This window comes from Verrucomicrobiia bacterium (assembly GCA_036405135.1).
GTDB lineage: Bacteria > Verrucomicrobiota > Verrucomicrobiia > Limisphaerales > JAEYXS01 > JAEYXS01.
Genome location: DASWYF010000051.1, coordinates 27,140 through 45,661 on the forward strand (window position 1 = coordinate 27,140; position 18,522 = coordinate 45,661).

Annotated in this window: 13 protein-coding genes and 1 tRNA gene; 9 read left to right on the forward strand and 5 right to left on the reverse strand. The window is 54.8% G+C overall.

Annotated features, from left to right (window positions below):
- Positions 1-20: 20 nt before the first annotated feature.
- From VGH19_23950 to VGH19_23965, 4 genes are all read left to right on the forward strand, one after another.
- Positions 21-1,505: an RtcB family protein gene (locus VGH19_23950; GenBank protein ID HEY1174440.1), complete on the forward strand. Its 1,485-nt coding sequence runs from the start codon at positions 21-23 to the stop codon at positions 1,503-1,505.
- Positions 1,506-1,743: 238 nt separating this feature from the next.
- A tRNA-Ser gene (locus VGH19_23955) sits at positions 1,744-1,833 on the forward strand.
- Between the two features lie 299 nt (positions 1,834-2,132).
- The gene (locus tag VGH19_23960; GenBank protein HEY1174441.1) at positions 2,133-3,812 is read left to right on the forward strand and encodes an ABC transporter permease subunit; all 1,680 of its coding nucleotides are present in this window, start codon (positions 2,133-2,135) and stop codon (positions 3,810-3,812) included.
- Positions 3,809-5,524 (forward strand): hypothetical protein, encoded by a 1,716-nt coding sequence (locus VGH19_23965; protein ID HEY1174442.1) that lies wholly within the window; start codon positions 3,809-3,811, stop codon positions 5,522-5,524. Before VGH19_23960 ends, VGH19_23965 begins: the two co-directional genes overlap by 4 nt.
- On the opposite strand, the gene VGH19_23970 is transcribed toward VGH19_23965, so the two are convergent.
- A complete protein-coding gene (locus tag VGH19_23970) occupies positions 5,521-6,321 on the reverse strand; it encodes a histidinol-phosphatase HisJ family protein (GenBank protein HEY1174443.1) in 801 nt (266 codons plus the stop codon). The genes VGH19_23965 and VGH19_23970 overlap by 4 nt on opposite strands.
- A 179-nt stretch (positions 6,322-6,500) precedes the next feature.
- Between VGH19_23970 and VGH19_23975 the strand changes: the two genes are divergently transcribed.
- The 4 genes from VGH19_23975 to VGH19_23990 all read left to right on the forward strand — a co-directional run bounded on the left by VGH19_23975 (position 6,501) and on the right by VGH19_23990 (position 10,178).
- Positions 6,501-7,496, forward strand: a complete 996-nt coding sequence (locus VGH19_23975) for a DUF3500 domain-containing protein (protein HEY1174444.1) — start codon at positions 6,501-6,503, stop codon at positions 7,494-7,496.
- 40 nt (positions 7,497-7,536) lie between these two features.
- Complete coding sequence (locus tag VGH19_23980; protein ID HEY1174445.1) at positions 7,537-7,902, forward strand: hypothetical protein; 366 nt, start codon at positions 7,537-7,539, stop codon at positions 7,900-7,902.
- Between the two features lie 126 nt (positions 7,903-8,028).
- Entirely contained in the window at positions 8,029-9,075 is a 1,047-nt protein-coding gene (locus VGH19_23985; protein ID HEY1174446.1) for a c-type cytochrome domain-containing protein, read from the forward strand.
- Positions 9,076-9,179: 104 nt separating this feature from the next.
- Positions 9,180-10,178, forward strand: coding sequence for a hypothetical protein (locus tag VGH19_23990; GenBank protein HEY1174447.1), 999 nt, complete (start codon positions 9,180-9,182; stop codon positions 10,176-10,178).
- Positions 10,179-10,347: 169 nt separating this feature from the next.
- Here VGH19_23990 and VGH19_23995 read toward each other — a convergent pair whose 3' ends face one another.
- The 4 genes from VGH19_23995 to VGH19_24010 all read right to left on the reverse strand — a co-directional run bounded on the left by VGH19_23995 (position 10,348) and on the right by VGH19_24010 (position 15,469).
- Positions 10,348-11,781, reverse strand: coding sequence for a phosphoglucomutase/phosphomannomutase family protein (locus tag VGH19_23995; GenBank protein HEY1174448.1), 1,434 nt, complete (start codon positions 11,779-11,781; stop codon positions 10,348-10,350).
- Between the two features lie 247 nt (positions 11,782-12,028).
- Positions 12,029-13,600, reverse strand: a complete 1,572-nt coding sequence (rny, locus tag VGH19_24000; protein ID HEY1174449.1) for a ribonuclease Y — start codon at positions 13,598-13,600, stop codon at positions 12,029-12,031.
- 16 nt (positions 13,601-13,616) lie between these two features.
- Complete coding sequence (locus VGH19_24005; protein HEY1174450.1) at positions 13,617-14,198, reverse strand: 5-formyltetrahydrofolate cyclo-ligase; 582 nt, start codon at positions 14,196-14,198, stop codon at positions 13,617-13,619.
- The gene (locus VGH19_24010; protein ID HEY1174451.1) at positions 14,195-15,469 is read right to left on the reverse strand and encodes a replication-associated recombination protein A; all 1,275 of its coding nucleotides are present in this window, start codon (positions 15,467-15,469) and stop codon (positions 14,195-14,197) included. Before VGH19_24010 ends, VGH19_24005 begins: the two co-directional genes overlap by 4 nt.
- A 1,127-nt stretch (positions 15,470-16,596) precedes the next feature.
- Between VGH19_24010 and VGH19_24015 the strand changes: the two genes are divergently transcribed.
- A partial coding sequence (locus VGH19_24015; GenBank protein ID HEY1174452.1) for an LEPR-XLL domain-containing protein occupies positions 16,597-18,522 on the forward strand: 1,926 nt, incomplete at its 3' end.

Genomic DNA, 18,522 nt, shown 5'->3' on the forward strand with positions numbered 1-18,522 from the left:
TGTTAAAGTTTGAGAAGTTTATGAACACGAAAGATTTGATTCGGTTGGGGGTGCCGCCGGGGGAGGCGACGCGGCGTGGGGTGGATTTTATTTCGCGGTATATCTTGAAGGGGTTGGATAAAGCCAAGCTGCAAGAGGAGGCGGAGGCGATTGTGAAGGATCCGGCGCGGTTCGTGGAGGATGAGTTGCGCGGGGAGTTTGCAAAGGCACTTGTGCGGACGCGGTCGGCGGGGGCGTTGCGGCAGACGCGTGCGGGGTGGCAGCAGTGGGGCGAGGGGCTGGAGCCGGAGGCGGTGAACCAGATGGCGCGGGCGTGTCAGCTGCCGGTGGCGGTGCGCGGGGCATTGATGCCGGATGCGCATGTGGGCTACGGCCTGCCGATCGGGGGGGTGCTGGCGACGGAGAACGCGGTGATCCCGTATGCGGTGGGAGTGGATATCGCGTGCCGGATGAAGTTGACGGTGCTGGATCTGCCCTTGCGGGAGCTGGATCGGAAGCGGGAGAAGTTGATCAAGGCGATCGAGGCGGAGACGCGGTTCGGCGTGGGGGCGACGTTCAAGGATCGTCGGCAGCATGCAGTGATGGATGAGGACTGGAATGTGACGACGATTACGAAGCATAACAAGGATCGTGGCTGGGCGCAGCTGGGGACGAGCGGGAGCGGGAATCATTTTGTGGAGTTTGGGGTGTTTACTGTTCCTGAAGGTGGAGATGCATTGTCTGAGGCACCTGCGGTGCTGGGGGAGACTGGACAGGCGGTGGCGCCTGTCCCACTACGGGGAACGCCTGCGGCGTTGGGGCTGGCGCCGGGGGTGTATGTGGCTTTGTTGAGCCATAGCGGGAGCCGAGGCTCGGGGGCGGCGGTGTGTGATCGGTATAGCAACATCGCGATGGATCTGCATGCGGACTTGCCGAAGGAGCATAAGCATTTGGCGTGGTTGTCCATGGATTCGGCAGAGGGGCAGGAGTATTGGGCGGCGATGGAGTTGATGGGGCGTTATGCAGCGGCGAATCATGAGTTGATCCATAAGCACATCGCGGAGCATCTCGGACTGGAGGTGTTATTGGATGTGGAGAATCACCATAACTTTGCGTGGAAGGAGCGGCATGTCATCGAGGGCGTGGAGCGCGAGGTGATCGTGCATCGGAAGGGGGCGACGCCGGCGGGTGAGGGTGTGCTGGGGATTATCCCGGGATCGATGGCGACGCCGGGATTCTTGGTGCGCGGGAAGGGGAATGCGGCATCGCTGCAATCGGCCTCGCATGGGGCGGGTCGCGTGATGAGCCGGAGGAAGGCGACGGAGAGCTTCGAGTGGAGCAAGGTGAATCGCCTCTTGAAGGATCGCGGGGTGCATCTGATCTCGGCGGGTATCGATGAGGTGCCGGGCGTGTATAAGGACATCCATCAGGTGATGGAGGCGCAGAAGGACTTGGTGGAGGTGCTGGGGCAGTTCGATCCGAAGCTAGTGAAGATGGCGCAGGCGGGGGAGAGGGCGGAAGACTAAGGGAAGGGGCGAGGGGAGAAGTGAGAAGGACGAGCGGGCGTTGGATGCTATGGTGATATGATTGAATCGTAGGCGCTCTCAACCCTCACCCCGGCCCTCTCCCTATTGAAGGGAGAGGGAGAACATTTGTTTCCGTGAACGTAATTTGGCGTCGTTCACTGAAGTATGGTTTTGGGAGAAAGGTGAAATACGGGCTTGCGGGGAGGGGCAGAGTTTGGAAAGACTTTGGGCCTTGGTTGGAAGGGTGGCTGAGTGGTTTAAGGCACCTGATTCGAAATCAGGCGTAGGTTAAACCCTACCGTGGGTTCGACTCCCACCCCTTCCGCCATATTTTATTCGACCGTTTCACTCACCTTGTTTGGAGAATGGAGGGTAGCGTTACCGTCGTTATTAGCTGCTGTTGTTATTTGGAAGTTCAGTTACTTCGGCGGCGGCGCGGTGAGGACACCTCGCCCTACCATCTTTAGTGATGGTCGATTGCTGGCAAATGGATGTTCCCTTACTGTCGGCTGGAATCCGGCAGCACATTGACTCACCCGTTTGTGTCACTTGCAAGTTGCGGGGTTGTCAGCCAGATTAGCCAAAGGAGTTTGAAACGCAGCGGCGTTACCGGAGGTTTAAGAAATCATGACGGTGTTACCCATAGTGGAACGGGAGTTAAGGGTAGGGGCGAGGAATCCGCTCTTTTACCGGAGCCGTTTCATGACGCCGATGGTCGGAGCGATCATTTTTCTCTTTATCGCGTACAGTCTCTACAAAGGTGCTCCTGCGCAGATGATGGGAAAGACGCTCTTGTATATCTGCTTCGGGCTGATTTTCGCAGGGTGTCTCTTCGCCGGGATTTCGCTTACGGCGGATTCCATCAGCCGGGAGAAGCGGGAAGGGACATTGGGTTTTCTCTTTCTGACGGATCTGAAGGGATATGACATCGTACTGGGTAAGCTGGTATCGTCTTCCATCAGCGGGGTGTATGCGGCGTTCGGGATATTGCCGATCGTGAGTGTGATTTTTCTGATGGGTGGGGTGGAGTTTTGGACGGTGGCGAAGCTGGTGGTGAGTTGCGTGAATGCGCTGTTTCTGTCGTTGAGCGCGGGTTTGCTAGCATCGGTGCTTTGCGTGAATGAGCGAAAGTCGCAGGGTTTGGCTTCCGTGCTGATGGTGATCATGCTTTTGGGTGGGCCGCTTTTGGGGTTGCTCTGGTTTTGGGCAACGGGAGCGCTGGAGACGGCGGGCCAGACGAATTGGGGACCGTTTATATTGCTCAACCCCTTGGCGACATTCGCCACGTCTGTGGGTTCATTTTCAGGAGGGCTGCCGGCATTTATTATCTCCAATGCGGCAGTGCATGGGGTAGGTTGGGTGTTTCTCGGTGTGGCTTGCTGGTTGGCACCAAAGACCTGGCAAGAGAAGGGAACGACTAAGCGAGAATCCAAACTGAAGGCCGTTTGGCGGGACATCGTATATGGTAAGGGAGCGAAGATGGAGGGAGATCGTGCAGCAAAGCTGGATATCAATGCGATCCACTGGCTGACGACCCGGGATCGCTGGGCAGGATGGTGGGTATGGGGATTGTGGGGGCTCATTGTGCTGGGGTTTGTGTCGGTGGTTGCTTTGGTAGGGAGAGATGCATTGGATCCATCAATGGCAATAGTTTTTACCCTAGTGCTGAATGCGGCGATGAAGCTGTCCATGGCCGGAGAGGCTTGCCGATGGATCGCACGTGACCGGCAGAACGGGGTGCTCGAATTGGTGCTGACGACATCCATGAGTGTGGACGATATCTTGGAGGGGCAATGGGTGTCGTTGCGTAAACTATACCTGAAACCGTTCATCGCGACGGTAATGGTTGAATTTATATTCGCAGTGATCTGCCTGAGCACCGAAAGGCTGGATTTGGATGAGTTTTTTGGTGCGGTCTACATGATGGGCGTATTCGTAGCGATGATGTTTGCGGATTACCGGGCGATCGGCTGGGCGGGCATGTGGAAAGGGCTCTCGACGATGCCGGTGGAGAAGTCGCGACAGCAGACAGTTAGTGCAGTGCTCGCGTTACCCTGGCTCTTTTTCTATCTCGCCCTGATTCCGACGGCGTGCGTGCTGGGCGGCTTTGCCTTTTTCCTGCTTTGGCCGGCTGCGATGCTGGGCACTGCGGGGTGGTGGATACAGCATTCCAAAAGGAGGTTGTATGAGGAGTTTAGGACGCGGGCCATGGAACGGTACAGCCCGGTGAAGAAGACACCCTTCTTCCAGATGATCGGAGACACGTTGGATGCCATCGTAACGCCGGGAGGGAAGACAAAGTCATGACCTTGCTGCCGATAGTCGAGAGAGAACTGCGGGTGGCGGCCAGAAACCCGGTAACCTACCGGTCCCGGTTGATGTTGCCCCTGATCGGGGGAATCATGTTCCTGATGTTCGTGCTGATGAGTCGCGGGGCTCCCGCAGTGCAGATGATGGGCCAGCAACTGTTTTACCTTTGCTTTGGAGCTTTATTTGGAGCCTGTCTGCTGGCGGGAAGCCAATTGACGGCGGACACCCTCAGCAGCGAGAAAAGGGAGGGTACGTTAGGTTTTCTCTTCCTCACGGATCTGAAGGGATACGATATCGTCTTGGGCAAGATGGTATCCTCCTCCTTCGGGGCCGTTTATGCTGCATTCTCGATACTGCCCCTGATCTCGGTCATATTTCTTTTCGGCGGAGTATCGGGTGGAGCGATGTTGCGGCTGGTGTTCTCTTCTTTAAACGTGTTGTTTCTTTCACTGGCCGTAGGGATCACCTGCTCTTGCTTGTCGAGGGAGGCGGACAAAGCCAGAGGATCTGCGATGTTGACGATATTGGCGTTGATCGCATCTGGACCGGCCATCGGATTGCTCAACAGTTACATGCAGGATTTTCCCCGTGCCCATGCGAACATCGCACATTGGGCCCCATTCTTGATTAGCAGTCCGGTGATGACGTTCGCCGCTTCACTGGATTATCTTTACGGACGGTCGCAGGCATTGTTTTGGGTCTCAAATGGAATCGTTCATGCGTTTGGGTGGGCTTTTATGCTTTCCAGTTGCTGGCTGGCTCCAAGGACGTGGCAGGATAAGGCGGCATCAAAACGAGAGGCAAGCTGGCGGGAGTGGACGCGCAAGTTTCTCTATGGAACGGGTGAAGCGATGGCGCTATACCGGGCACGGTTGCTGGATATCAATGCCGTGCATTGGCTGACTAGCCGGGAGAGATTCAGGGGGTTGCAATTATGGATCGCGCTGGCCGCGATCACCGGGGCCTGGTTTCTGTTCTACATGGTTTTAGGCGGGGCAGACTGGTGGAATATGGGGATGGCATTTTTCTTTGTGATCGCAACCAACACGATCGCGAAATTCATGATGGCAGTTGAGTCAACCAAGCGGTTTGCGGCTGATCGGGAAAGCGGAGCACTGGAGCTGCTGTTGTGCACGGAAATATCCGTGGAGGATATCATCCGCGGACAACTGCTTTCCGTGCGCAGACGGTTCACTCTGCCTTTCATAGTGATATTCGGGCTGGGCATGCTGTTGTTTGTGATGGTTGGGATACAGCGTCCGGGCAGCATGCAGTGGGAAACGGTCGTGCTGATCGCCGTCGGTTATGTCGTGTTTTGGGCTGACTACTATGTGATGCCATGGTGGGCGATGTGGATGGCGATGGATTCAAAAATACCGAAGAACGCCGGGGTGCAAGCGGCGCTGTTCATAATGTACGGGCCATGGATCGCGACGCACTTCTGGAGAGGAATCGTTTCGGCGATCACTTATTATCTTTTCATGGTCCGGGTTGTTCCTGATTTGTTCATTGTGTTCTCCTGGTTGCTCATCAGCCTTGGCTTCGACATTTATGCTTACAAAACGGCCAGGAAGCGTCTGCACGCAGAGTTCCGAGCAATCGCGATGTCACGGTATGTCGCGCCGGAGAAACTGACGTTCTTGGGCTGGCTCGGTAAAGTGTTGGGCAAGGGGGCGGCGAGGATGAAATCTAAACGAGGCCGTGCTTAGAAATTAACTGAACGTTTCTGGCGCTTTTCAAAACGCAGGGTCTGGGTGTAGCCGACGGAACGAGCGAGGGAGATGGCGGCTTCGAAATCAGCACCGACTTCCTCGGGCTTGTGCGCGTCGGCACCGAAGGTGATAGGGACACCTTCAGCGATGGCGAGTTCGAGGAAAGAACGGCTGGGGTAGATCTCGCGGCAGTCTTTGCGGAGACCGGCGGTGTTCAGTTCAAAGGCGGTGCCGGTTTTCTTGGCGGCGGCAAGAAAGCGTTTAAAGAGCGGGGTGCAGTCTTGTTGTGGACGATGGCCGAACTTCTTCGGCAGATCGGGATGGCCGATGATCTCGAAGAGGCTGGATTCGGCGGCCATGGTCAGGCGGTCGAAGTAAACGCTCCAGACTTCAAAGGGATCGCGATTCTTCCACTGAGAAAGCTTGTAGGGGTTGTCCACGTCCCAACTGTCCGAGACGTAGTGGACCGAGCCGATGAGGTAGTCCCACGGATGACGGGCGGTGAGGTCGCGGATCCAGTCTTCGTGGCCGGGCAGGTAGTCTACCTCGAGGGAGAGGCGAATGGTGAGTTGCGGGTAGTCGCGCTGGGCCTTGCGGACTTTTTCCACATACTCATCCAACTGATCGATGCGCATGCGCCAGTCATCGAAGTCATCGCGTGCCATGGGCGAGTGATCGGAGAAGCCGATCTCATCCAGCCCGACGGCCAGGGCACGGGCGGCGTAGTCAACGGGTTCGCCAACGGCATGGCGGCACAACGGCGTGTGCATGTGGTAATCGGCCGGTTTCGACATTCGGGTGATAGGAAACAGGAAAGAGATGGGAATGTCCAGATGGGGGAAGATGGGAAACATCGAACATCGAGAGAAGGGGGAAAGTGCGAGGACGACGACGAGGACGAGAACGATTACGAGGGGGCGTCATTCCAAACGGGGTGGCTTGCCGGGAATGGATTCTCTGATACTATTCTCTCATGCCCCAAAAGACCGTTGCCTGTCCGGACTGCGACTCATCCTTGAGCCGCCGTGATTTCATCAAGACTTCTGCATTAGGTGTGGCTGCTTTGGCGGCCGCACCGGAGTTGCTGGCGAAGGATAAGGCGTTGCCGAAGTCGGAGGCGTTGGTGGTGGATCTTTATGGGACGTTAAGCGAGGAGCAAAAGAAGACGGTGTGCTTTCCGTTCGGGCATGAGCTGCAATCCAAGGTGGATAACAACTGGCATATCACGAAGCCGACGCTAACGGATTTCTACACGAAGGACCAGCAGGAGATGGTGAAACAAATATTCTTGGGGCTGCACAGTGAGGAGTATGCGCAGACTGTGATCGGGCAAGTGGCGCATGACAGTGGTGCGGCAGGTTTTGGCGCGAGTTCACTCGCCATCTTCGGCGAACCGGGCAAAGGTAAATTCCAGTTCGTACTGACGGGTCGGCATTGCACGCGGCGGTGTGATAATGATTCGGTTCCGGGTGTCGCGTTCGGTGGGCCGATCTTTTACGGACATGCGGCGAAGAGTTTCAATGAAGACCCGAACCACGAAGGGAACGTGTATTGGTATCAGGCGAAGCGGGCGAATGAGGTGTTCAAGGCTCTAGATGGAAAACAGCGCGAAGTGGCGTTGCTCGGTGAAAGTCGGGCTGAAAGAGGGACTAGGACTGTAGCACTCACGGGCAAGAAGTCAGGGTTGCCAGGCATCCGCGTGGGGGACATGAGCAAGGATCAACGGGAGCTGGTGCAGAAGGTGATGTCTGACTTGCTGATGCCGTTCCGTAAATCTGACAGCGAAGAGGCGATGAAGTATATGAAGAAGCAGGGGGTGGAGAACCTGCATATGGCTTTCTACAAGGATGAGGATGTGGGCAAAGATGGGTTATGGGATGTGTGGCAGATCGAGGGGCCGTCCATGGTATGGTATTTCCGCGGTGATCCACATGTGCATACGTGGGTGCATGTGAAGGAGACTGTGTAGGAATGGCCGCAAAGAAGCGCATAAGACGCAAAGAAAACTTATGCTGAAAACGGATGGCATCAAGGCAAAGTCGGGCAAGGAGTTGAAAGCTCGTCTGGCTTTGCTGGTTTTGGTCGGGGTATTTGGCCTGACATGCGCGCACTTTGCGCTAAAAGAGAGTCCTCCTGAAGTTCCCAAAGAGTGGACAAGACTTCGTCCAGGGATGACTCGTGCTGAGGTGTTGGCCGTGACTTCTGCCCCAGTCTTCCATGTTTATCTCGGATATGAGCTAACGCGAAAGGACTTTGATCAAGGTTATGTTCAACTTGGTGTAACCTATGATGAGGCTGGGTTTTCAAGGCATGCTCAAGTGACTTTCATGACCCATAAGTCTGCGGTTTATCAAGGGCCAGATTCTTTGTTTTGATCGTGCTGCTTTTGAATTCAGTGTTTGAACTCCTTCAGTCGCTTCCCTAAATTTCCCTCATCAGCCAATCGAGTTTGAATAATCTGCTGGGGAATGGCTCCAAGTAGATGAGCCTGTTTTAAATCTATGAAGCGAATCGGATTTGGATTAGCAGCCGGTGCCTTGTTGCTGGCGGGTGTGCCCGAAGCCAGTGCGAAGGTGGATTTCGTCAAGGACATCCAGCCCATCTTGGTGAAGACGTGCGTGGAGTGTCACAGCGCGGAGAAAACCAAGGGTGACCTGCGCCTGGATAACAAGGAAGGTGCGCTGCACTCGGTGAAGGTGGGCAAGAGTGCAGATAGCGAATTGTATAAGCGTGTTATTTTGCCGAAGGATCATGATGACATCATGCCGCCTAAGGGCGAGCCGCTCAGCAAGGCGCAGACAGATTTGTTGAAGGCGTGGATCGATGAAGGAGCTGCGTGGCCGGATGGGTTGACGCTCAAAGGTGGCGGCGATGCTTCCGCCAAGGCAGAGGATGTGCTGCCGGATATCAAGCCGAACGCGAATGAATTGAAAGCTTACGCGAAACTGGAGGAGCAAGGCTTGGCGGTGCGGCAAATCGCGATGAACAGCCAATGGCGTTCCGCGAGTTGGCATTTGAGCAAGGACAAGGTGAATGACCAGACGCTGGCGCAGCTCAAGGATGCGACGGTGATCTTGGATCTGAACTTGGCGGGCACGAAAGTAACGGATGCGGGGTTGGCGAATCTCAAAGGGTTGAACGGATTGCGCAAGCTGCATCTGGAGAACACGGCGATCACTGATAAGGGATTGGAGAGTCTTAAAGGGATGAGCAATCTGCGTTATCTGAATCTCTACAACACGGCCATTACGGATAAGGGATTGGAACAGTTGAAGGGCCTAAAGAACCTGAAGAACGTGTATGTGTTCCAGACCAAGGTGACGGATGCAGGTGTGAAGTCGCTGAAGGCGGCTTTGCCGGGTGTGGATATCAATACGGGCGCAGAACTGCAGGTCTTGGCCAAGGTGGCTGAGGAGCAAAAGGCCAAGGCTGAGGCGGAAAAGAAAGAGGCCGATAAGAAGGCTGCCGAGAAAAAAGCCGCTGATGAGGCAAAGAAGAAGGCGGATGATGCCAAGAAAGCTGCCGAGAAGGACAAGAAGAAGGAATAGAGCTATTTGGACTTCCCTGAAAACGCCTCGGAGCATAGCTTCGAGGCGTTTTCGTTTTAACAACTGGATGAAAGGCATGAATCCAGCTTCTTTTGGCGACGCGTATGAGGGTGTCTAACTTTGGACAGGTATGTGTTCTGGCGATAGGACTGCTTGGGGCAGCTTTGGCTCCGGTGTCCTCGCAGGCGGCTCTGGTGGACGTGGAACTGGCAGAGTTGCCGGTGACGGATGCGCTGAATCTGGTGGCTCGCCAAGCGGGATTGTCAGTGCAGATCGATGAGACTCTGGAGACGGCCAAGGTGCGTCCGGACAAATTGCCATGGGGTCCGCCTACCCTGAAAATTCAACTCAAGCAGGTAGCGGCAGATCAGGTGTTGGAGAGCATGGCAGGGGCGTATGGTTTGGTGGTGGATAAGAGCCGGGGAGCGGAGTTGGCCAAACTGCGTTTTGCCAGGGCGGATGAACTGGTGTTCAAACGGGCCCCGAAAACATTACCTGATCCGCTCAAGGATTTGCGGAAGATTCCGTTGCTGCTCTTCGATGAAATTCCCGTGATGCAAGTGGTGCAGACGCTGGCTTTACAAAGCCGGTTGAATCTTGTTCCGAGTCATGAACTGATGACAGGGACGAATGCTCAAGGGGCGGCGTGGCAGGAAGCGTTACTTACATTGAAGATCCGGAATGTTAGTCCGCAGCAAGCCCTCGAAGCGGTATTGGATGCGAGCGGATTGGTGGTGGATTGGAGCGGGTTGGGACAGGTGGGGGTGATCTATCCGGCCAGCCGTTTTGCGCAATCGGGTAACAAGACGATCGCCCAGCCACCGGTGCAGGGTGAGAAGACTGATTTCACGCTGGCAGATCTGGCGTTGGAGGATTTCGTGCAGTTGATCGGGACGCAATTGGGGGTGAACTTGGTTATCTCCACATCAGTGCGACAGGCGACAGGAGCGGACAAACAGCCTTTGTTGCAAAGCAGCATCTCCATCTCGCAGAAAGGGATCACGCCGCTGGCGGCGTTGCAGGAGGTGTTGAAGAGCAAGGGGCTGGAGTTTCGATGGAGTCAGAGGGCGGAGGTGGGGATTGTGGATGTGGTAAAAAAATAAGTTTCAAGTTTTCAGTGTTCAGTTTTCAGAGGGCCAAAAGGTTTCTAGTTTCTGGTTTTGAGTTTCGGGTCCTAAGCGGACATGTTTCGATCAGTTTCAAAAGAAAACCCGGCTGAGATCAGCCGGGTTTTTGTCTGTGTGAATCTGTGTTGATCCGTGGCTAAAACTCTTAGCCTTGCAGGAGTTTCTTGCAGGCTTTGCGGAGTTTTTCCAACTGCGCGGTGGACTTGGCTTCGATGTAGCAGCGGATGAGGGGTTCCGTGCCGCTGGCGCGGAAGGCGACCCATTCGCGGTTCGGCAGGAGGAACTTGTAGCCATCCGTGGTGATGAACTTCTCGACCTTCAGGTTGCCGACCTTTTCCAAGCCACCGGCGAGCATCTTTAGGAGGGCTTCCTTCTTGTCCGGCGGGATGGCGACGTTGATGCGGTCCGTATGAAATTCGCCGGTTTGTTTCTCCAGCGATTTCATGATCTGACCGAGTGACTTCTTCTCGTAGGCGACGAGTTCCGCCATGAGCAAGCAGGCGAGGATGCCGTCCTTCTCCGGCACGTGACCTTTCACGCTGAGGCCGCCAGATTCTTCACCGCCGACGATGATCGGTTCGCTCTCCATGAGGGCGCCGATGTATTTAAAACCGACGGGTGTCTCGTGAACTTTCACGCCGAGGACTTCGGCAATCCCATCAACTTGGTGGCTCGTCGGCACAGTGCGCACAACCGCGCCGGTCCAGCCACGATTCTTCTTCAAATGATAGAGGGCGAGGGCGAGGACTTGGTTCGGGGTGATCCAAGTGCCGTCCTTATCCACGATGCCGAAGCGGTCGGCATCGCCGTCCAAGCCGAGGCCGATGCTGGCTTTGCCGCTGCGGATGAAATCGCTGACAGCGTGCATGCCTTCGGCATTCGGTTCCGGATGATGCCCGCCGAAGAGCGGGTTCAGTTCATCATGGAAACGGGTGACTTTGACACCGGCTTCTTCAAGCAAGGTATCGAGGTAACCGCGACCTGTGCCATACATCAACTCCACGGCGATCTTCATCTTCGCCTTCTCGATGGCCTTGAAATCGATGAGCTTCTTGATCTGTTTGAAGTAGGCGGGCAGGGGATTGATGGTCTTGCACTTGAAGGTGCCGACGACGGCTGCCTTGAAGGTCCAGTTTTCAGCCTGCAACTTCGCGATGATGGCCTCGACCTGCTTGGTGACTTCCGGCGGAGCGGCAGCACCATTGCTCGGGGAGAATTTCAGGCCCTGATACTCAGCCGGGTTATGGCTAGCGGTCATGTTGATGCCGCCGATGGCTTTCAGGTTGCGAATTGTATGTGCGATGACGGGTGTTGGTGCATCGCGATCGCACATGACGGGCGAGAGGCCATTGGCGTCGAGGACTTCCGCAGCGGCGAGGGTGAACTCGTGGCCGAGGAAACGGGTGTCGTGACCGAGGATGACGATGGGCTTGCGGCCGTAGATGGCAGACTTGGGATTGGCGAGTTCGCCTTTCCAATATTCCGCGATAGCCTGAGTGGCGAGGCGGACTGCATCAAAGGTGAAATCGCGTGCGATCAGACCGCGCCAGCCGGAGGTGCCGAATTTGATGGTAGGCATGAAATTAGAAGGTAGTTGGTATCAACAGGTTGTGGGCCAATGGTTACTCCAAGAAACGGAAGATTCAAGTCTGCGGTGGTGAAATTGAGAGGTTTTGGTTGTGGGAAAGCAGTTGGTCAGAGTGATGCAACCCTTTCAGGGTTGTGCGTGCTTTAGCGACTTACCCAGCGTAGCCATGCTCCTGCGTCGCATGGCAACGCTGGGCTGATAGATGGAACACCTTCGGTGTTCTGGGAAGGAGGATAGGTTACTTCGCGAATTCAACCACGCGAGTTTCGCGGACGACGGTCACTCGAATCTGGCCGGGGTATTGGAGTTCTTCCTCGATCTTGCGCGTGACGGATTTGGCGAGGGCGTAGGCTTCTTCGTCGGTGACTTTCTCGGGCTGGACGAGGACGCGGAGTTCGCGACCGGCTTGTACGGCGTAGCACTTCTCCACGCCGGGGAAGGAAGCACCGATGCGTTCCAAGTCTTCGAGACGCTTGATGTAAGTGGTCATCGTCTCGGAACGGGCTCCGGGACGGGAGGCGCTGATGGCATCGGCAGCGCTGACGAGGACACCCAAGGGGTTCGTATGCGGGACTTCGCCGTGGTGGGAAGCGACACCGTTCACGATATTCTCTGCTTCGCCATGGCGCTTGATGAAGTCAGCACCGATGATGGCGTGGGAGCCTTCCACTTCGTGGTCGATGGCCTTGCCGATGTCGTGCAAAAGACCGGCACGTTTGGCGTCTTGAATGTCAATTCCCATCTCGGAAGCCATAAGGCTCATGAGGTGGGCGACCTCGATGGAGTGATCCAAGACATTCTGGGAAAAGCTGTGACGGAAACGGAGGCGGCCAAGGAGTTTTACGATCTCCGGATGCAACTGCGGCAGGCCGACTTTGAAGACGGCTTCTTCACCGTTTTTCACGATGGTTTCGTCCATCTCCTCATTCACCTTTTGGACGACTTCTTCAATGCGCGTTGGGTGGATACGGCCATCCAAGATGAGGCGTTGCATGGCCTCACGAGCGATCTCGCGGCGGACGGGATCGAAGCCGGAAAGGACGACGGCGTTTGGTGTATCGTCGATCAAAACGGTGACACCAGTGGCTGCTTCGAAGGCGCGGATGTTACGGCCTTCACGACCGATGATGCGGCCTTTGATCTCGTCTCCGGGTAGGGCGATGGTAGCCGTAGTGGTCTCGAAAGTATGGTCGCCAGCGTAACGCTGGATGGCAACGCTGAGGATGTAACGGGCCTTGTCCTCGGCTTGGGCCTTGGCGTTATCTAGTATATGACGGGTGAGGCTGTTGGCGTCCTTGAGAGCGTCCGTCTCTACTTGCTTGAGTAACTGAGCGCGGGCATCCAGTTCGGTGATGCCGGCGATGCTTTGCAGCTTTTCCTTCTCCAACTCGACTAGGCGATGGAGTTCCACGCGTTGGGTTTCGAGGTCTTCGAGCTGCTTTTGGAGCTGGGCATCGGTCTGCTTCAGGGTTTTCTCCTGAGTAACAATCTTCTCCAGTTGGTTGTTCAGAAGGCGTTCGCGCTCGGCCTGACGATTCTCCAGATCAGCGAGTTCTTGGCGGCGTTGGGAGAAGGATTTGTCGGTTTGTTCGCGGATCTTGAGGGCTTCTTCGTTGGCAGAGAGCTTGGCTTCGCGAAGGAGGGTTTCGGCTTCCTTTTTGGCGTTAGCAAGGGTGATGTCCTGCTGTTCCTTCAATGCCTGCTGCTGGGCTTTTTCCCTTTTGCGTTGCAGGAAATAGAAAACTCCGGCTCCCGCGCCAAACAGCGCGAGTCCCTCCAAAAATACGATGATGTTGCCCAACAAAAACATTTCAGCACCTACGTGGCTAAGCGACTTTTAGCCAGCGTGTCGGTGTCAGGATAGCACTTAATCCGACATCGTGCGGCTCTACGGGGAGCGCGTCGCTCTCCTGCCAGTCGAAGGCCAGTCCTAACGTCACCCCTGTCGTCCCTGGCAGCAACCGGTCATAGAAGCCCTTGCCTCTCCCCAGCCGCCGTCCGCTTGAGTCAAAAGCTATGCCAGGTACTAAGGTCAAGTCCAGTTGGTTTAATGGAAAAGCGGAACAATTTAAGGAAGGCTCACGGATACCGAAGCGACCAGGCATCAGATCTTCAGTGAGATTTTTGATGAGAGCGGCTTCGTAAATACCAGTGCTGGAATTATATCGGGGCAAGGCAAGCGTCTTGCCTTCCTTCAAAGCGTAATCCAGCAACGGCGCGATGTCTGGCTCATCGGCCAAGGGATAAAACATGAGGATACTGCGCGCCTGCTGCCAGTAAGGAGAGCCGACAAGGTGTTTCCGGAGGTCTTCCGAGGCGGCGGCAATCTGTTCTGGCAGGATGGAGCGGATCAGCACTTTGTATTGCTGGCGCAGTGAGATTTTTTGCTCGGCGATGGAGGGGATCATGAGGATTTCCTCCGCGTGGCGTCCAGTTCAGCACGCCAGCGTTCGACGCGTTCTTTGATCTTCTTTTCCACGCCTTGCTCCGTGGGCTTATAGTAGTGGCGGGTTTCACCAAGGTAGTCTTGGGCCACAAAATTCTCCGGGTGATCGTGGGCGTATTTGTAGCCGACGCCGTGGCCGAGTTGTTTGGCGCCCTTGTAATGGCCATCCCGTAGGTGTTCTGGAACGGGCAAAGTGCGGCCATTGCGAACATCTTCCAAAGCCGCATCAATGGAAGTCACGACAGTATTACTCTTATTCGCGGTAGCTATATAGAGAGCAGCTTCGGCAATAGGTATCCTAGCCTCGGGCCAACCGATGAACTCGGCGGCGTGGTGGGCGGAAACGGCCAGAACAAGAGCCATGGGATCAGCCAAACCGACGTCTTCGGCAGCGTGGATGACGATGCGACGGGCGATGAAGCGAGGGTCTTCCCCGGCATGGATCATCTTGGCCAGCCAGTAAAGAGTGGCATCGGGATCGCTCCCACGCATGGATTTGATGAAGGCTGAGATGGTGTCGTAATGGGCGTCACCATCGCCATCATAGACGATGGCCTTCTTCTGGATGCTTTGCTCCGCGACGGCGAGGGTGACATGGATGAAGCCATCGCTGCCCGGTTCGGTGGTCAGGACAGCGATCTCGAGGGAGTTCAGGGCCTTGCGGGCATCACCATCGGAGGTCTTGGCAAGGTGTTTTAGGGCGTCTTCGTCGGCGCGGATCTTGAGATGGCCAAGGCCACGATCAGTATCCTTTAAAGCACGCTGGTAAAGTCCTAAGATATCCTCGTCCGTCAGGGAGCGTAATTCGAAGATTTGGGATCTGGAAACGAGGGGTGAATTGACAAAAAAAAAGGGGTTGTGAGTGGTGGCTCCAATGAGGCGGATCACCCCGCTCTCGACATCAGGCAAAAGGACGTCTTGCTGGGACTTGTTGAAGCGATGGATCTCGTCGATGAACAGGATGGTCGATTGACCGGTATTATGGAGACGGTTAGTAGCTCCGGAAAGGACCCGGCGCATGTCCGCGACGTTGGATTCCACACCGCTCAAGCGTTCGAAACGGTTCTTGGTATGGAGAGCTATAAGTTGGGCCAAAGAGGTCTTTCCGGTGCCCGGTGGGCCGTAAAAAATCAGGGACTGAATCCGGTCCGCTTTGATGGCCCGGCGGAGGAGCATTCCGGGGGCAAGGATGTGCCGTTGACCGATGTATTCATCCAAGGTCCGAGGGCGCATCCGGGCGGCCAAAGGGGCCGAACGGTGAGGGTTAGAAGCAGGGCCGGAAAGGGGTGCCGAGCCTTCCTTGGCATCCGTATTTTGCACTGCCGAAAACAGATCAGATTGCGCCACGAGGAGAGTCTAATGCATGTGATCCAGATGCCAATAACGAATGCTCTTGGGAGGGTGAAAATGTGATGGTGAGAGGGTTGAAGCTAGAGGATGATTTAAATGGGTAGCTTCGATAGTGTCCTGATATTGGGCGGTGGTGTGATGGTTTTCTTAGGGTGTGTTTGGGTGAGGAAAGCTAGTAACGGACTGGAGCTTTTGAAGCGACTTTTTGGGAGAACGAAAGGAGGGGAAATTGATTCAGATTTCAGAACTTAACGGAGCAGGTTGAGTTGGAATTCACATTGCCTGAGGAAGTGCGATTTTGCTCCTGGTATAGGTGGAGTTCTGAGGATGAAGAATGGTGTTTTCACGTAGTAACGTTAAATGTGTAATTTTTAACTAAGTTAAAAATATTTGTTTTAGTAGATGCAGATTTCAAGGGATAAAGTTACGGCTTATTATCGGATCTTGATGGTGCCAGAATAGAGGGCGTGAGGGGGGTGTTATGGAAGATCAAATGAGGGGGATTCGGCTGAACATGGGAAGGCGTGCTTGAAGATGAAACTAGGTGCGGAGGGCTACCTATTCAGGCGTGGGGTAACGGTCGGAAATCGGGCTCGCATGAGGTGTGCTGTTTGATCAATCGGAAGAGGGGGTGGTATCGGGAAAATGGTGCAACTACGGGTGAAAGAAATACTCGGTTTGGTGCGGCAAATAACCCTGCTGTTTCGATCATAAAAAAGAGAGCATTTAAGGAAAGGAGTCGTCCGGGTTCAGGAAACTAAAAAGTCCGATCTTTTCGGAAGATTTACTTGTTACATTTTTGCGTCGGGCTTGGATGGTCGCAAAATTCGTTCACGGGAAGGAATCATAATCCATCGGATTTGCGGGCGTTTGCCTGATAACATGTCGCTCTCGGATAATTTTTAGTCTCACTGAAAATAGCAAAAAATGTTCATCAAATATCCTAGTCTCAGGTCTTGCAGAAGTGATAAATCATTGTCTCACCGACGCAAGTTGGTGTTAAGACCCCAGTGGCAAAACAAGAGAACATAGCTTCTTATCAGCTCGAAAGCCTCGAGCAGCGCGTGCTGCTTTCTGGTGACGGGTTGCTGCCTGCTGCGGCCTTGGCTCCTCAAATCGATGATTCTCTGTTCACTGGTATCCAGGAGAACTTCGATGGTTCCTTGGAAACTTCTTCCATAACTTCCGGCTCTGATCTGTTTGCTGGAATGGAATCCCAAAACGAAGTGGTGTTGGGTAAAGTGGAAGAACTGGTGGCTGATGATTCTGCTGAGGCGGTTTCTGAGGTGCAAACAGTCCAAGAAACTGAAAGCGTAGAAGTCGCTGCTCCTACTCCTGCTGTTGAGGCGGTAATATCGGCAGTGGGAACGAATGAAGGAGAAAATTTCGCTGATCAGCTAGTTGAAACGCTGGTAAGTGCTCAGGGACCGCCTTCGCAACGCTTTGGTTTGCAATCAGTTAGCGAAAATACCTCCCAAATGCAACAGGATGATGAATCTGATGCAGGGGAGGTTTTTGCGTCCACGGAATCGACGCAAAATGCTGATGGCCAGGAGGTTATTGCGGTTTCTGAAGGTGAAACGTTGGGTGGAAACTGGGTTGGTAACTATGCGGTTGAGAATAACGGAACGGTTAGCCCGGGTCACTCTCCTGGCTTCTTGGATGTTGCTGCTTTCAATCAAGGTGCTGGCGGGACTTTGCAGATCGAGATTGGTGGAAAGATGCCGGGCACTGGTTATGACCAGGTGCGTGTTTCGGGATTGGCTCAGTTGGACGGTAAGTTGGACATTGACCTTATCAACGGCTTCACTCCGCAGGTTGGCGACACCTTCGATATCATGACCTACGGCTCGGTCAGTGGTGAGTTCGCGGCGGGTACAGGGTTGTTTGGTTTCGGTGATGGGAATCTCTACTTCGAGGTCGTTCAGGCGAATGGCAAAATACAGTTAGTGGTAAAGGAGGTTTCTGGTGCCTTGGCGGCTATTACTCCGGCGAGTGGAACTGCGGCGGATGCAGTAGGTCAAATCCTCAATCACGAATACTTTGATGTGGCGACCATCGAGTTCGATGGAACGCTCCAGATTTCCCAGTTCGTTTTTGTGAGTGGTAGCTTCGCTTTGAGTGTCGGTACGAAGACGGTCACGATGGAGGATGGTGCCACGAAGAATACATTCGCCTTCATGGGTGGCGCGGCTGATGTGTATGTATTCGTTGGTATCGGTGGGCCTTACTGGGTGGACAGTGACAATGACGGGGACATTGATGCCAATGACACTCCGGAGGCTGATGGTGCGGTAGGTATCGCCTTGGAAAATGTGGACGTCGGTTTTGCGATGTTCAAGCCAGTGTCTTTGATCGACTTCGCGGACTACCTCGCTTTGAAGGTGACGGCGGATAGTGCACAGATCGTGGGGATGGATGGCATCTTGGATCTGGAGCTGCATGACATTGAAGTGGGTGTTAACTTAGTTGATGACCCGTTTGACACTCCTTTAACCCCGGCTGATGGCGTCGACTTCAGTGCAATGGCTGGTGGTGGATTAAATGTTCCGACGGGTGGTGACCCAGTTACATTGGATTTCAGCGCGCCGATCCTGCAGGTGTTCGTGGGTGACGCCTTGTTGCAAGTGGGCAGCTTTATCTTCGTGCGTGGCAGTTTTGCCTTCACGAAGGGTGAGACTTACGACGTGACGTTGGATGACGGGGACACGACGGAAGTGGAGACGATGACGATCGGCGCATCGAACGTGCACGTGTTTGCGGGTATCGGCGGACCGTATTGGGTGGACAGTGATAATGATGGGGACATCGACGCCAATGATACTCCTGAGTCGGATGGAGCCTATGGCATCATCTTGGAAGATGTGGATGTGGGCATGGTGTTCATGCAGGAGACCAAGCTGCTGCTGCCCGCCAGCTACTTTGCGTTGAAGGTG

Bases quoted from the DNA above. Each gene is read 5' to 3' on its own strand.
- VGH19_23950 (HEY1174440.1), top strand. From the start codon at position 21: ATGAACACGAAAGATTTGATTCGGTTGGGGGTGCCGCCGGGGGAGGCG.
- VGH19_23960 (HEY1174441.1), top strand. From the start codon at position 2,133: ATGACGGTGTTACCCATAGTGGAACGGGAGTTAAGGGTAGGGGCGAGG.
- VGH19_23965 (HEY1174442.1), top strand. From the start codon at position 3,809: ATGACCTTGCTGCCGATAGTCGAGAGAGAACTGCGGGTGGCGGCCAGA.
- VGH19_23970 (HEY1174443.1), bottom strand. From the start codon at position 6,321: ATGTCGAAACCGGCCGATTACCACATGCACACGCCGTTGTGCCGCCAT.
- VGH19_23975 (HEY1174444.1), top strand. From the start codon at position 6,501: ATGCCCCAAAAGACCGTTGCCTGTCCGGACTGCGACTCATCCTTGAGC.
- VGH19_23980 (HEY1174445.1), top strand. From the start codon at position 7,537: ATGCTGAAAACGGATGGCATCAAGGCAAAGTCGGGCAAGGAGTTGAAA.
- VGH19_23985 (HEY1174446.1), top strand. From the start codon at position 8,029: ATGAAGCGAATCGGATTTGGATTAGCAGCCGGTGCCTTGTTGCTGGCG.
- VGH19_23990 (HEY1174447.1), top strand. From the start codon at position 9,180: ATGAGGGTGTCTAACTTTGGACAGGTATGTGTTCTGGCGATAGGACTG.
- VGH19_23995 (HEY1174448.1), bottom strand. From the start codon at position 11,781: ATGCCTACCATCAAATTCGGCACCTCCGGCTGGCGCGGTCTGATCGCA.
- rny (HEY1174449.1), bottom strand. From the start codon at position 13,600: ATGTTTTTGTTGGGCAACATCATCGTATTTTTGGAGGGACTCGCGCTG.
- VGH19_24005 (HEY1174450.1), bottom strand. From the start codon at position 14,198: ATGATCCCCTCCATCGCCGAGCAAAAAATCTCACTGCGCCAGCAATAC.
- VGH19_24010 (HEY1174451.1), bottom strand. From the start codon at position 15,469: ATGCGCCCTCGGACCTTGGATGAATACATCGGTCAACGGCACATCCTT.